This is a genomic window from Lederbergia galactosidilytica (genome assembly GCF_017873565.1).
Taxonomy (GTDB): Bacteria; Bacillota; Bacilli; order Bacillales; family Bacillaceae_C; genus Lederbergia; species Lederbergia galactosidilytica.
The window spans coordinates 183954-198495 of record NZ_JAGGKH010000003.1 but is presented as its reverse complement, the minus strand read 5'-3'; the positions used below and the strand labels follow the sequence as shown (position 1 = coordinate 198495).

15 protein-coding genes, 1 pseudogene and 1 riboswitch are annotated in these 14542 nt (G+C 37.7%); of the genes and pseudogenes, 5 read left to right on the top strand and 11 right to left on the bottom strand.

Annotated features, from left to right (window positions below; genetic code table 11):
• Positions 1 to 462 precede the first annotated feature (462 nt).
• Complete coding sequence (locus tag J2Z23_RS04400; RefSeq protein ID WP_057988313.1) at positions 463 to 966, top strand: DUF1648 domain-containing protein; 504 nt, start codon at positions 463 to 465, stop codon at positions 964 to 966.
• 131 nt (positions 967 to 1097) lie between these two features.
• Here J2Z23_RS04400 and J2Z23_RS04395 read toward each other — a convergent pair whose 3' ends face one another.
• Together J2Z23_RS04395 and J2Z23_RS04390 are read right to left on the bottom strand one after the other, a co-directional pair.
• Positions 1098 to 1274 carry a hypothetical protein gene (locus J2Z23_RS04395; RefSeq protein ID WP_165589659.1) on the bottom strand — a complete coding sequence of 59 codons (177 nt, stop codon included), beginning with the start codon at positions 1272 to 1274 and terminating at the stop codon, positions 1098 to 1100.
• A 140-nt stretch (positions 1275 to 1414) separates the two neighbouring features.
• Positions 1415 to 1522: riboswitch (SAM riboswitch) on the bottom strand.
• Positions 1523 to 1630: 108 nt separating this feature from the next.
• Positions 1631 to 2641, bottom strand: coding sequence for a hypothetical protein (locus J2Z23_RS04390; protein ID WP_209973317.1), 1011 nt, complete (start codon positions 2639 to 2641; stop codon positions 1631 to 1633).
• A gap of 230 nt (positions 2642 to 2871) precedes the next feature.
• Here J2Z23_RS04390 and J2Z23_RS04385 point away from each other — a divergent pair, with 230 nt between their 5' ends.
• Both J2Z23_RS04385 and ilvA read left to right on the top strand, forming a co-directional pair.
• Complete coding sequence (locus J2Z23_RS04385) at positions 2872 to 3348, top strand: Hsp20/alpha crystallin family protein (protein ID WP_057988317.1); 477 nt, start codon at positions 2872 to 2874, stop codon at positions 3346 to 3348.
• A 198-nt stretch (positions 3349 to 3546) separates the two neighbouring features.
• Positions 3547 to 4815: a threonine ammonia-lyase IlvA gene (ilvA, locus tag J2Z23_RS04380; protein WP_057988320.1), complete on the top strand. Its 1269-nt coding sequence runs from the start codon at positions 3547 to 3549 to the stop codon at positions 4813 to 4815.
• A gap of 361 nt (positions 4816 to 5176) precedes the next feature.
• Here the strand turns inward: ilvA and J2Z23_RS04375 are convergent, their stop codons facing one another.
• The 5 genes and pseudogenes from J2Z23_RS04375 to J2Z23_RS04355 all read right to left on the bottom strand — a co-directional run bounded on the left by J2Z23_RS04375 (position 5177) and on the right by J2Z23_RS04355 (position 8154).
• Positions 5177 to 5359 carry a hypothetical protein gene (locus J2Z23_RS04375; protein ID WP_209973315.1) on the bottom strand — a complete coding sequence of 61 codons (183 nt, stop codon included), beginning with the start codon at positions 5357 to 5359 and terminating at the stop codon, positions 5177 to 5179.
• Between the two features lie 17 nt (positions 5360 to 5376).
• On the bottom strand, positions 5377 to 5838 hold the full coding sequence (locus J2Z23_RS04370; protein ID WP_057988324.1) for a DUF2269 family protein: 462 nt from the start codon (positions 5836 to 5838) through the stop codon (positions 5377 to 5379).
• Between the two features lie 150 nt (positions 5839 to 5988).
• Positions 5989 to 6639, bottom strand: a complete 651-nt coding sequence (locus J2Z23_RS04365; protein WP_057988326.1) for a Vat family streptogramin A O-acetyltransferase — start codon at positions 6637 to 6639, stop codon at positions 5989 to 5991.
• Positions 6640 to 6654: 15 nt separating this feature from the next.
• A pseudogene (locus J2Z23_RS04360) lies at positions 6655 to 7550 on the bottom strand (Vgb family protein).
• A 97-nt stretch (positions 7551 to 7647) separates the two neighbouring features.
• Complete coding sequence (locus tag J2Z23_RS04355) at positions 7648 to 8154, bottom strand: DUF6022 family protein (RefSeq protein ID WP_238482602.1); 507 nt, start codon at positions 8152 to 8154, stop codon at positions 7648 to 7650.
• 148 nt (positions 8155 to 8302) lie between these two features.
• Between J2Z23_RS04355 and J2Z23_RS04350 the strand changes: the two genes are divergently transcribed.
• Both J2Z23_RS04350 and J2Z23_RS04340 read left to right on the top strand, forming a co-directional pair.
• The gene (locus J2Z23_RS04350; protein ID WP_209973313.1) at positions 8303 to 8995 is read left to right on the top strand and encodes a MerR family DNA-binding transcriptional regulator; all 693 of its coding nucleotides are present in this window, start codon (positions 8303 to 8305) and stop codon (positions 8993 to 8995) included.
• 488 nt (positions 8996 to 9483) lie between these two features.
• Positions 9484 to 10551, top strand: coding sequence for a C45 family autoproteolytic acyltransferase/hydrolase (locus J2Z23_RS04340; protein ID WP_209973311.1), 1068 nt, complete (start codon positions 9484 to 9486; stop codon positions 10549 to 10551).
• A 59-nt stretch (positions 10552 to 10610) separates the two neighbouring features.
• On the opposite strand, the gene J2Z23_RS04335 is transcribed toward J2Z23_RS04340, so the two are convergent.
• The 4 genes from J2Z23_RS04335 to J2Z23_RS04320 all read right to left on the bottom strand — a co-directional run bounded on the left by J2Z23_RS04335 (position 10611) and on the right by J2Z23_RS04320 (position 14541).
• Positions 10611 to 11825: an ABC transporter permease gene (locus J2Z23_RS04335; RefSeq protein ID WP_209973309.1), complete on the bottom strand. Its 1215-nt coding sequence runs from the start codon at positions 11823 to 11825 to the stop codon at positions 10611 to 10613.
• Positions 11822 to 12502, bottom strand: a complete 681-nt coding sequence (locus J2Z23_RS04330; protein ID WP_057988336.1) for an ABC transporter ATP-binding protein — start codon at positions 12500 to 12502, stop codon at positions 11822 to 11824. The genes J2Z23_RS04335 and J2Z23_RS04330 overlap by 4 nt, the downstream gene beginning before the upstream one ends.
• The gene (locus J2Z23_RS04325; protein WP_057988339.1) at positions 12486 to 13751 is read right to left on the bottom strand and encodes an efflux RND transporter periplasmic adaptor subunit; all 1266 of its coding nucleotides are present in this window, start codon (positions 13749 to 13751) and stop codon (positions 12486 to 12488) included. Before J2Z23_RS04325 ends, J2Z23_RS04330 begins: the two co-directional genes overlap by 17 nt.
• A gap of 322 nt (positions 13752 to 14073) precedes the next feature.
• Positions 14074 to 14541 (bottom strand): hypothetical protein, encoded by a 468-nt coding sequence (locus J2Z23_RS04320; RefSeq protein WP_057988341.1) that lies wholly within the window; start codon positions 14539 to 14541, stop codon positions 14074 to 14076.
• Between the last annotated feature and the right edge of the window lies 1 nt (position 14542).

Here is a 14542-nt window from a genome sequence, read left to right as displayed (position 1 = left end):
ACATATTGTTTGCCTTTATTCTCTAAGAATTTCTCTGTCTTAGGGTGAAGATTCCAACGATCTTTACTTTAAAAAGTAGGAGAATAACTATAGCTTTTTCTATAAAAGGGCTTTAGTACGAATCTTTCCCTCTTTTCATTCGTAATTGAATAAAGAGATGAAAGTTTACGTATAAAAGTTGTTTTTCCATACTCTTAGTCTTTTTCACATGCTTTTTACCAAAGAAGACAAGCTGAAGTTGACTTAAGCAAGCAGAACCCAAAAGGCTGCTAGGGTCAATAGAAGCTGGTTGTCTACTGCTATATAAGTAAGGAAGCCACGGGTTCCTTATTTTTTTAATTCCCACATCAATATAGAAAAGCACTTTTATCATCGATCATTGACCATGTGTCAAAAATAGCTAGGTTTGCGGTTTAGTGTCAATATTCAGATAAGGAATAAAGAAACAGGAGGCATCAACATATGAATAAGGAGAGACGCCCCAAATTAGCATTACCCATAACAAAATGGGAAACTACCTTTAATCTTGCTACTCTCATCATTTTCATAAGCGCAATGGTATATTTGATCGTTCATTGGGGCCTTTTGCCTGACAAGGTTCCTGCTCATTATAATGCAATGGGAACAGTCGACCGCTGGGGAAATAAAGGAGAGATGCTTATACTCCCTATTATTGGGGTAATTTTGTGGATTGGCATGACCATTTTGGAACGTTATCCACATGTCTACAACTATATAGTTCCTATTACAGAGGTAAATGCACGGGCTCAATATATAAACGCACGATTTATGGTCAATATCCTAAAAAATGAAATTCTTATCTTCTTTTCTTTTCTAACTTGGGTAGGGATAGAAATAGCATTGGAAAACCATAACGGAATAGGCATTTGGTTTTCCCTGGTCTTTTTAGGCTTCCTATTCGGTTCGATGGGCTATTTTATCATCCGCTCCCTTTGGCTTAAGTAAAGGAGAGAAGCTATAGACTTATCTGAAATAGAGGCCTGATAGCTGATTTCCAATTTTCACACGGAAATCAGCAAGTTCAGGAACAAACATAAAATCTCTCTGATTACTAAGAGGATTTAGTACAGGGGGCTTTATTTCTTATTTTTCAAATCATCCACATGATACTCTGTCAGTGGCCCAATGAACTTTCGATATCTTTCTAGCTTAAATGCCTCTAATTCTTCTGGGGTCATCTCTTTAATGACTTCAGTTGCCTTCTCCTTCGTATTTTCGCATTCTTTTCCCTTTTCAATGATTAAACGTTTCAATGTAAATCCCTCCTAATGAAGTAAAACTTAATCAGCGGGGTTTATTAGGTGCCATCTTGCACTAAAAATCCTAAAAGCTGTTATGCAGATAAATGAAAAAACCCCATCTGCATTGGATAACAGAAGGGGTCTTAAGACCGATCTTATCATCCAAAGCAAAAAACTAAGCTTTGCTGGTTTTAGCACCTTACCTATGCAGGTTGCTGTGACGTCGTAGAGCCAGATCTCTCAGCCACTCTTGATAACTATTCAATTTATCCCTATTGTATGAGGGATTGGCAAAAATTTCAAGGTAAAAGCAAGTCCTTTTTTACAAATTAACAAAAATTACTATTAATGGGTATATGAAGAACCATTCAGCTTTGTTCTATTCTTTGAATGCATAAGAAGGGAATATTCATCAGAGAAAGATTCTCAACTCCCTGTTCAATTATAACCTCACTCAAGCCTAATTTATTCAGCTGCTTTTTTAAACGAGTAAGGGCCTTCTGATAAATTGCATCCGGCACTTTTCCCACTTGGTCATGTGAAGCAAACAGGTCAGCTAGCTCAGCTTTTTCTACTGGCTTTCCTTCAGTGTGATGCAATAAGATCCTTTTTAATATTGTCGCTTGCAGAATGGTCAGTGGGACTTCTTCTTTCTGATAAATTATGGACTGTTGATCATCAGAAAAATACAAAATAAGGGGAGAATTCTCTACTTCTTTGTCGATTAAATCCTTACATTCATCTGCCGAAGCCAATTTAATCCCATTCTCAGAAAGAACTGTAAAGGTATGACTTTGCAGATATACCTCTTGGTGAACGATATTTCCTTGGATAGTAGGAAGATCCAGCCCCGACTTCTCATCCCTTGTTTCTGCCACTTTTCTAATCATGTCCTCAGTCTCCATTGCTACTTTTAAAGTACTGTTTTGTAAATAAAGCAGTACTTGATAATGCTGTTGTTCTGATAGGCTATATGGTGAATGGGCATTTCGCTCATGACTTTTTAAAGCATTATTAAAATGAACTACTGCTGTTACGTAAAAGTTTTTCCTATAAGCATATATCCCTAGACGATAATAGGCTAATGCATTGCCACGATCATATTTTAAGACCTTGCTTAATGACTTCTGGTCATCAATAAGATCCCTTTTATAATAGGTCTTCATATAGGCTCCATAATGTAGCAAATGTTCGATAAGAGCTTTTTGGATTTCCTTGGCATCAAAAGGACTTTCACTCTTTTTTTGTCGAGCAAGCCTTCGTAATAAATCTTCCTCAACTCCGATGAGTGCTGATAGGGAGACACTCTTTTCTTCATCCACAGAAATTTGAAGTTCTTCTCTTAAAGCCAAAAGTTCCTCTAATGACATGTTCAGCATATTTTCACTCCATCCCCCAATTTTTTCTTCTTATATCATACTCCTTTTAACTAGCTTTTTCAGGTTCGATCCTATTATAAGAACATCGATTTCTTTTTTACATAAAATAAAATATAAGTGTGTTACAAACGAAACCTAAAAACATTGATTATCTATAAACAGCGAAAATTTTATCATTTTTACTGAACTTTTTGAGCATCCTATAATGTAACAGGAAGGAAAGAATTCGTATGTTTCCTTGGAACTCATTCCCTTTTAATCTTAAACAAGATAAGGCTCCTCCTTTTGAGATTGGAAAAACTAATGTTGATGACTATGTACAAAAGGTTTTATCCCAAGCCTTTTCTGCTTTTGGTCAGGATGCAACGAATTCAAATGATTTGTTAGGATCTCTTCTTAAACAGATGCCCGCTTCTTCAGGTTCTTCATCACCAAACGGTGTAGAACTTTTTGAATCCTTTCAATTTATCTTTATTCACATTTCCGTTCCTGACGAAAAAAGTTTAGATAGATGGAAAGTTTATCATACAACCAATCAGCTCATTATTGAAGATTTAGAGGTCCCACAAAATACCAAAACAATTACCTTGCCTGCACTTGTAAATAAGAAGAAAACAACTGCCGTTTATAAAAATGGGATTTTAGAAATCATCCTTCAGAAAAAGACAGATATGCAATATACGGAAGTGGGAGTGTCAAAAGAATAAAACAATTCTTTTTCATTTTTCTCACTTCCGTTAATTTCAATCATTTACTGGACAAGCTCCTTAAACCCCATTTTTCAAATATAAGGATAATGAAACCGTTATCACTAAATATTATGAATATTCCTTTGTTCAAGCTCATAATTTCATGTTATAATGTACGAATATTCTAGTTTATTAGCAAGGGAAGTGGATGACGCCATGAGTGAAACAAAATTGAAATCGAAGACTGTAAATGTGGAAGATATCCTCATTGCTTACCAACAATTAAAAGACGTTGTGGCACATACGCCTTTGCAAAGAAGTGAGCGTTTATCTGAGAAATATGATTGCCATGTTTACTTAAAAAGAGAAGATATGCAACATGTGCGCTCGTTTAAATTACGAGGCGCTTTTTATAAAATTAAACGAATTGAAGCAGAAGCACGTGATAAAGGGGTAGTGTGTGCTAGTGCCGGCAACCACGCCCAAGGTGTTGCTTATGCTTGTTCCCATTTGGGCATTTCTGGAACTATCTTTATGCCGCAAACTACTCCAAATCAAAAGATTGAACAAGTGAAAATGTTCGGACGTGAATATGTTGAAATTGTACTTGTTGGAGATACATTTGATGATTCCTCGAAAAATGCATTAGAGTACGCGAATAAAGAGGATAAAATTTTTATTCACCCATTTGATGACTATGATATTATTGCCGGACAAGGAACAGTTGCTGTAGAAATTATGAACGATCTTGAAGAGCCTGTTGATTTTGTCTTTTCCAGTATTGGTGGAGGTGGCTTAGTATCTGGTCTCAGTTCATATATTAAAAACTTATCTCCACATACTCAAATGATTGGGGTAGAACCCGCTGGAGCCGCCAGTATGAAAGCAGCCATTAAAAATAATGGCATCACTCCACTTGCTTCTATTGATAAGTTTGTAGATGGCGCTGCTGTTGGCTGTGCAGGGCAAAAGACATTTGAAATTTGCCGTCAATATGTGGATGATATCATCCCAGTTCCAGAGGGAAAAGTATGTACGACGATTTTAGATCTTTATAATAAGTATGCGATTATTGCAGAACCTGCTGGGGCTCTTCCAATTGCAGCATTAGACTTTTATAAGGAAGAAATCAAAGGGAAATCTGTCATCTGCGTCATAAGCGGCGGAAACAATGATATCGGGCGGATGCAAGAAATCAAGGAGAAATCCTTATTGTATGAGGGACTTCTTTATTACTTCATCGTAAACTTCCCACAACGAGCTGGAGCCTTACGTGAGTTCCTTGATGATGTTCTTGGGCCTGAAGATGATATCACCCATTTTGAATACACGAAGAAAAACAACAAAGAAAGCGGTCCAGGGTTAGTCGGAATTGAATTAAAAAGACCAGAAGATTATACTGGTTTAGTAGAGCGCATGCAACAAAGAGGATTTCCTTATACCGAGGTAAACAAAGATAGTACTTTATTTAATTTGCTTATTTAACAAACAAATGGCTGATCACAGGTGAATTTCGCCAAGTGGATCAGCCTTCTTTTATTCTCATTGAAGAACTCTAAATGGGGTAACGGTTCGTTCTTTTTCATGTCATAAGACTTCTCTTCTAGGTATTCAATTAACGCCTAGAACACGCAAACCGCCGAAACTTCCTTTTGATGTACAATTGCAAGAGAAAAACATGAGGCTAGGACATAACTAAAATGACTAAGCCTCAAAAGCGAATATTGCATTACCTTAGCGGAGGAAATATACGTAGACTGCTGCGGGAAGTAAGAGTTCAGGCGAAGTCTGAGGAGGCTTGACACTAGGAAAAGTAGGCTAAGTTCGCGCCGTCCTGGCGGCAGGCTCAAAGCGCAACTTCCTGTTGCTTCATGCGTCTCTTTCCCCAATGAGCCGTTGCTGTAAATATAAACATCAGAGCAACAGCCATTCGTAAAGAAGTTTCCCAATCATCAAAATAAGACAGTCCAAGAAAACCAATCAAACGAAAAATCAAGAATGACACGATCAATAGGCTAAACGGAGCCATTCGTATTCCCCCTCTTATTAAAAACCTTTGGTTATCATAAAATACAAAATAATGACAGGTAATAAAGTAGCAGTGATTCCGAAAATGGCCCAATAAAGCGATGCTTTCCTGTACGCTTTAGAAATGATACCGGTCTCTATCGATTGGGCGCTATGGCGGATCATGCTGCGCTGTGCGGGCAACAGTACCGTCAACCAGAGGATGCCAGTTAGAGAAAACAGGATCAACGAAAGGGTAAGCCAATTGAAGCCATACATCGAATACCCTGCTTGAACAGCCATTAGATTACCGGAAACGATAATTAAAATTAAACCCGGTAGAGTAAATATAAAGTCGGCCAACATCACGTTTTTCACCGTGTTGTGAATGAATGCAGGATCCCCCTTTATATCGGTCCGAATCTTCCAAAACGCTGCAGTAATTATATTCCCTAGAAAAATAACCGCTCCGAAAAGATGCAAAAACAACAGTAAACTCACTTGGTCCACATCCTTTTCATTTATTTTTTTGACCGGAGTATGTTGGTCATGAATGTTGAGAAATCATCTGTGCTAATACGTGAGAGTGAGCGTGGATTTAATTTGATCATTCATTACATATTGGACAAGATTCCGGAAGTGGTTACTTTGTTATTTATTTTTTAATTTTCTTAGATTCTCTATATCTCCATTAACGATCACATCAGTATGAGCAGAAATAATATCAATATCTAAATCCCACCATTTAATTTCTTGCAATTCATTAACAATTTCTTCTGAAAAACGATTTTTAATTTTCTTTGCTGGATTTCCCCCAACGATCGTGTAAGGTTCCACATCTTGTGTAATAACCGATTTGGCTGCGACAATGGCACCGTTCCCTATTTTTACCCCAGGCATAATGACAGTATCCATCCCAATCCAAACATCATTTCCAATTATGGTATCACCTTTAAACGGCAACTGATCTAACGTTGGCGTATATTTCTCCCAACCGTGCCCGAAAATATTGAACGGGTAGGTTGAAAAGCCATCCATTCTATGGTTAGCTCCATTCATAATAAACGTTACGCCGGGTGCTATGGCACAAAATTTCCCTATAATAAGTCTGTCACCGAAGAATTCATAATGGTATAACACTTGATCTTCAAAAGATTCACCATTTCTTGCATCGTAATAGGAGTAATCACCCACAAGAATGTTTGGTCTAGTAATTGTATTTTTAATAAATTGCACAACTTCATTTCCTTTAACCGGATATTTTTCTTTAGGATTAGGTCCTCTTTGATTATTTGATTCCATAGTATCTACGTCCTTTCATGATTTTAATAACAGACTTAGCCGACCTATCTTATTGCATTCCTCAGCGAACCATATGGCACCATCGGATCCTAATGTAATACCATGTGGCTCCGCATTTCGGGTAGGTATTGAATATTCAGTAACTTCTCCTTTCATTGAAATTCGGCCAATTTGATTACTCCCCCATTCGGTAAACCATAAGGCATGATCAGGCCCTTCTACTATTGCGTGTGGGCGAGCATTTGCAGTAGGGATAGTATATTCACTTATTTTTCCAGAAGGAGTGATCCTGCCGATTTTATTTCCGTTAATTTCTACGAACCAGAGGGCATTGTCAGGTCCACATGTAATACCAACAGGACCAGCATGTTTTGTAGGTAAAAGATAATTCGTTATTTCTCCAGATATTGTGATCCGGCCAATTTGATTACTTTGATTTTCAGTAAACCAAATGGCACCATCCGGGCCAGCTACAATAAAAGAGGGGTAGGAACCAGGATTCGGTAAATCATACTCAACCATTTCACCTGATGATAAAATTCGTCCTATTCTATTTCCATTCATTTCCGTAAACCAAATGTCTCCATTATTCCCTTCAGTTATTCCAAAAGGTGCTGAATCTGGGCATGGTAAAACATATTCAATCATTTCGCCTGTTGCTGTCAGTTTTCCAATTTTATTAGCTTTATTTTCCGTAAACCATACTTCCCCTTGGGTTGTGGAGGTTATGGACAGTACACCAGCATCGGATGTAGGAATAACAAAATGAGTGACTTCGCCGTTAACAGTCATTCGACCAATTCGATTGGCTTTATGTTGTGTAAACCATAGCGCACCATCTTTCCCTGTGGTTATTCCATAAGGGCTGAATCTATGTCAAGAAGTTCGTATTCTTCGATCTTTACAACCATGTCGTTCCTCCTTTTCTTTATAGGAAATATTTCACTAATTCGTTAGAGAATAATTAGATTAATAGGATTTCTATTGGAATATAGTCCACTTAACAAATTAGCCAAGTGGTTTATTGGGTCCTTCTAGTTGAATAATTTTTTTTATGATTTCTTCTCGTTTCATTTCTTTTAAAGGAAAGAACCTTGGTTGCGCTGGCAAGTTAAACTCAATATGTGAATGAGATAGCTCAAACAGTAGCGTTCCTATCTTATCTTTATGTTGATTTTCAATCACAATCCAAAAAACGCGTTTTTCATGATGAGGGGTGCCCCACTTAGCCTTCTCCATTGAATTTCTAAAATGTAGACACTCTCCAATAACAAAGTCATCTTCTTTCGTATTTTCTGCAGATCGAAAACCCTTTTCTTTTACTAGGTTCCATACCGGTGGAATAAGTTTATCTAAATACATGCCGTATGTTGCATCTTTATATTCCCGAAATAGCTGTTCAAGCTCTTTGATATTCTTGTTCAGTACTTCTTTCCAGTGTTCTTCTATATAGGTAGATAGCACTTCTCCTAACTCATAGATTGTCATCTGCGGTTGAATATTTACTATTGTCATATGAATCCCTCCATATTTTTCATCCTACAAATCAAGCTTACAACATTAAAGCCAATTCTAAAGTTTTTAAAAAAATGGCTGATTTTACAATACCTGATTTGATAAACTTTACATTAACGTACAATTATCAAATATTGGAGTGTGCTCATTGAAAAAAATAAGGCCTATAGATATTGCAAAAAAATTAAATATTAGTACAAGCTCTTTAAGAAGCTATGAAGAAAGAGGAATTGTGCCGAAACCTGAACGGTCATCTACTGGTTATAGGATATATACAGAGGAACATGTAGCTTATTTTGAGTGTATTGTAGCTATGTCTCCTGGGTTTGGTATGGATATAACATCGGCTGTTCTAAAAAACTTGCAACGAAAAGAACTAGACGCTGCTCTTTGGATAATAAATAATGCGCAAGTAGCAAATTATGAAGACAAAATTATGATTAAACGTGTGAATAAACACCTGGAAAACTTGACTCATGAACACTCTATAACTACTGGAGAATTGTCACTTCAGACAAATATACCTCCAACAACTCTTCGATATTGGGAAAAAGAGGGATTTATTACGTCCAAAAGAGATGAACTAAATAACTATCGCCTATTTGACACATTCCAGCTCATAAAAGTCTTATTAATGAAGATAACTCAGAATGCAGTTTATTCATATGAGGTAATTCAAATAAAAAAAGAGATTAAAAATTTAAACCAATATGATCTTGAAGAAGTTAGAAAGGTAATACATGATATTCAAAAGCATATAGGTAAGCGTAACCAAAAACAGCTTAAAGGGATATTTTATCTATATAAATTATCTAATATTAAATCTGCATTGAATATATAGTATTTTTTTAGATGGTACGAAAAAGCGCCAACCCTTATTCTGAAGTGCCCCCCTTATCAAGTAAACAGGGAAATAATAAAAAAGGATTTAAGCTACTTTAGCCCTATATTCCATAAGGCTAAGGCTGTTTAGTCGTTTTTGACATCTTTCATGATTATAGAAATGTTCAGAAGAATTTAAAGAGTGGGTAGTAAGCTGTATATCTGGAAAGCCACGCTGATCATGGGACGATAGTAGATGTGATTCGAAACAACAATCACAAATAATCGGTATCAGCAATATGCGATGTCCTACAAATTCCCAGAAGTACGTATTATTATAAAGCCAATATCTAAGAACATAACTACGATCAGATCTAAGATTTTTTTCTCTTAAGCGGAAAACACAATGTGATTAGCAAATTCCACAAGTACTGGAGTCTTTACGTGACATCGTTGTATCTAAGAGGTACGATAAATTTACTTATAACAAACAAAGAGGGATCTATGTTGAAAAAAATCTATAGTGATATTATCCAATATCGAGGGACCCATTATGACTTTGGCTTTGTACAAGGCAAAGAAATAAAGGATTCTCTTACAATTAGAAATCGAGAACAGCAATGGAAAGTACGGAAACCACGATTTACTATTGAAGTAGATGAAGTTAAGCAAGCGATTCTTCCGTTCGCTCCGGGAGTTTGGGACGAGTTATTAGGTCTACAAGCAGCACTGGAATGGCCGATGGAACGTATTCTCGCCGAGTTTGGTGGCTATCGTTTAGATTATGTAAAATCGGGCTGTTCCATTTTAACAGGTGAAGATTATTTAATTCGCAATTATGATTATCATCCTAAAACATATGAAGGACGTTATACATTATTCCAGCCATCTGATCAAGGCTATGCGATGATTGGACCGAGCCAAAGAGTGACCGGACGCATGGACGGAATGAATGAAAAAGGCCTAGCTATGGGCTATAATTTTATGAATCGAAAAAAGCCTGCAGATGGATTCATCTGTTGTATGATCGGAAGGCTTATTTTAGAATCATGCGCTTCAGTACATGAAGCTGTTGATCTGTTAAAAGAAATTCCGCACCGACATTCCTTTAGTTATACTGTATTCGATTCAAGCGGTGAAACTTATATTGTAGAAGCAACTCCGCGCCGGATTGAGGTTCGTCAGGCAAAAGCCTGCACAAATCACTTTGAAATTCTCACAGACGAAAATCGCCATCATCTCGTTGATTCTGAGCGACGATTGAATGCCATGAATGCGAAGTATCAAGAACTTTCTGACGCAAGGTCTGCCTTCCGTTTTATGAATAGTCGCGATCAAGGTGTTTTTTCCGAGCTTTATAGCAGTTGGGCTGGCACGATCCATACTTCCGCCTATTTACCTCGAGAGATGAAAGCATGGATGGCTTTAGGTGGAGACCAAGAACCGATTGAGTTTGACTTTTCTAAGTGGCTAAGTGGAGAAGATTTTATTTGCGACAACATTACGGGGGAAGTGGATACAGACATCCCATTTGTCCATATGGATGAAGGAGCACATTGGTCGCGCAAGAGATAAGTTTATAAAAGTATATCGAGTAAAAGGCTAATAGCGCAAGCGCTATTAGCCTTTTACTTTTATTCGTATCTTAGAGCATCAATCGGACTTAACTTCGATGCTTTGTTGGCTGGTAAGATACCAAAGATGATGCCGATGAAAGCAGAGAATCCGACACCGATTAGGACGACGATTGGGCTGACCATAGCATTGATCGGGGACAATAATGTAATTAAACCTGTCCCCGCACTCGCCAAGCCGATTCCGATCAATCCACCTAATGAAGTGAGAGTGATCGATTCAATTAAAAACTGAAATAAAATTTTTCCTCTTGTCGCTCCCAACGCCTTGCGCAGACCAATTTCTCTCGTCCGCTCTGTTACGGAGACGAGCATAATATTCATGACGCCGATTCCGCCAACTAGTAGAGAAATACCGGCGATGCTACCAATGAATAAGGTCATGATAAGGATCACTTGACCAATTTCATCTTCGATCTCTGACATATCATAAGTAGTAAATTGGCCTTGCTCAAGCTCCTTGCTTTCCGTTAGTGTTTCGGCTGCTAGTCGGCCTGTCTCCCCGATCGATTCTGGACTTTCAGCTATTACAGATAGGCTTTCAATCTCATAGCTACCGAACATCATGGAAATAACCGCTCGAGGCATTAACATCTCGCCTGATTCACTCCATTGATATTGTTCAGGTATGGGGGACTTGTATACACCGATCACCTTATAAGGATTATCGTCGAGATCAATAATCTCACCGATTGGATTTTCATCTTCCTTAAAAAACATTTCTCTTGCAACCTTATCGATCATGACAACCCTATTCATTCCTTCATTGTCTCGAGCATTAATTGGTCTACCTTCCAACACTTCAATGCTTTGGGCTGAAAAATATTCCGGCCCCACTCCAGTAATATTCATTTCACCTGTTTTATCATTTCGCACTAACATGCCCCAACCTGTATTCGTTCCAATGGCAGCTTTGACACCCGGAACAGCTTCAAGTGTCTCTAAATCAGCACTGTTCAATTCCGGATTTTCATAGGCATAATCGCCATTCATCATTTCTTCTTCCGTGGGTTCATATTCATAATATAGCTCAATAACATTTTTATCGACTGCAAATAACTCGTCAGTCATTTGTGTTTGGGCTCCCTGACCAATTGCCACAATCGTAATGACGGCGGCCACACCAATAATGATCCCAAGCATTGTTAAGAGGGCACGGACCTTATGATTCCAGATCGATGAAAAAGCAATCTTGAAGCTTTCTAGAAAATTCATGATGTCATCCTCCGATCATCCGTAATCAGCCCATCCCTTAATGTAATGACCCGATTGGCATACGCCGCCACTTCCTCTTCATGCGTAACGAGGATTACCGTCTTGCCTTCTTGATTTAATTGCACAAAAAGTTCCATAATCTGTTTGCTTGTTTTCGAATCAAGGGCACCAGTTGGTTCATCTGCCATGATTACGGATGGGTTATTGACAAGAGCACGAGCAATCGCCACCCTTTGTTTTTGCCCCCCAGATAATTGGTTCGGTAAATGTTTTACACGATCCCCCAAGCCGACTTTTTCCAACATTTTCTGTGCTCTATCTTTACGCTCTCGTTTCGAGACACCTGCGTAAATAAGCGGTGTTTCCACATTTTTGATCGCATTGAGACGCGGTAGTAAGAAAAATTGCTGAAACACAAAGCCGATATGGCGATTACGTAAAGCAGCTAATTGTTTTTCCCGAAAAGCACTAATCTTTTCATTGTTTAATTCATAATCGCCTTCTGTTGGGTAATCGAGAAAACCAATGATATTCATTAACGTCGATTTTCCCGAACCAGATGGACCCATAATCGCAACAAATTCACCATCTTCAATGGAAAGATCGATCCCATGCAGGACAGGGACTTTCAAAGTGCCATTCCCATACACTTTTGTAATCTTACTCAACTTCATCATAGGATGTCACTTCCATTCCATCGTACAATTCGAGATCTGGAGATACCACAACCAACTCACCCTTTGTCACACCTTCCGTGATCTCAATGAATTCATCATTCATTTTTCCTGTTTCAACTTCGCGTCGTTGTAAAACACCATCCACAAGAACATAAATGACTTCCACCATTTCGCCGGTGCTTTCTTCACCCTCTTCCATTGCTTCTTCTTCAATAATCGCCATATGAGGGACAACTAAAGATTTTTCACCACCACCCATTTTCACTTCTAACGAAACATGGAAACCTTGGCGCAGTTCAGAAGTATCATCTTTAATCGCAACTTTAAACGGATAGGTTGTAACATTTCCGCCTCCACCCATATCATAATCTTCTACCCCACCGCCATCATCTGTAGGGAATTGGGAGACAGATTCCACGACACCTTTCCATTCACGCTCTTTAAAAACTTTTGGCCGAATGATGACAGGTTGATCTTTTTTAATTTTCACCGCATCAAATTCATTCATCGTTCCAATAACTTTATAAGGATCACTAGAAATAATATGAACGACAGGCTCACTGGCACCTTCTTCTGTCTTTTCAATATTTTCATTTATCTTTACGACGATACCATCAATTTTACTCACAACAGTCATCGCCTTGATTTGTGTATCTAATTCATTAATTGCTTCCTGAGCTGTTTCAATTTCTTCTTTTGTTGCTTCATGGTCCATCTCAGCCTGGACCAGTTCATTTTGCAATTGATTTACATCATCCTGTGTGACAATCTCTTCCATTACTTCCGCCTCTGGATCTATTTTGCGGCCAACCTGTTGTTTTGCATTTCTAATTTTTTTATCTAACTCTGCCATTTGATTAATCTCGATTTGTACTCTCTTTTTAATTAAATCTCGATCACGAACAGCTTTGTCAAATTCACGTTTCAATTTCGAAGAATCATAGAGAAATAGAGGATCGCCTGCTTTTACCTTCTTATTTTCCTCTACTTTAAATTCTTGAATTTCCCCATTCTCAGGTTCTAAATATATCTTTTGTTCACTTTCCGGAACGATCTTTCCCGTCACTAGAATACTTTCTGTTAATTCTTGTTCATCCGCCTTTTGCACGGTAAGTGGCATGTCTTCCATTTCTTCTACCCCACCACCGACCATTTTGCTCCCTAAATTCATGACAAGAGCGGCCCCGCCCCCTAGGATAATCAAAATCCCTACAACAATACTAATCCAAATCCAAACCTTCTTCTTCAATATAGATCCCCCTTAAATTACTCTCTATTAAAAAAAGATATTTAAACCCTATATACTATAACGTAAAAAGTGACAAAATAGTTTCTCTTTCTTTAAAATATTTTTACAAGTATTGACATTCTCATTTAACCATTTCTTCTAACCTTTGACAATATAGACGTCAAATCGGATAGAATCCCTACAGAATATGAGTGAATTTTTCACTCTGTCCAAGAATAACCGTTTGAGATAACCTGCATGGATCGAAAACCTTACTATTACCTTAATTTTGGTTAATAATCGTTCAACTCCCGTTAAGCTAGTTGGATTATGTTTTCACCCGTCAATCTATCAGGCTACTTCTTTGGAAAAGATAATTAAATAGAAAATAAGAAGATAATATAAATAATGGAAAAATCACCAAACTGATTAATAAACTTATGATTTGGTATCCATCCAAAAATACAATTGGTAACCGTGAAAGTAAAAACGTCGGAAAAACACAGCCTGAAAAAATAATAACAAAGGCGGTAATCCCTGAAGCAGATCCAGCTTTACATAAAAAAAGGGAACATATAAAACAAATGATCCCGACCATAAACATCATTTGCTCAAAAAAAGAAAAGGGAATGTTTATTTCAGTGCGCATAGTAACCGCTTCAAATACGATTGAATAAACAACCATCGTACTGATTAACATCAGCAAGCCCATAGACATAATTTTGTTCGTTTCTTGTATCTGTCTTTCATCTCCCTCTAAATTTGGATTGTTAAAGCTTTTAAATAGTTGAATCAATAAACCTGTACTCATG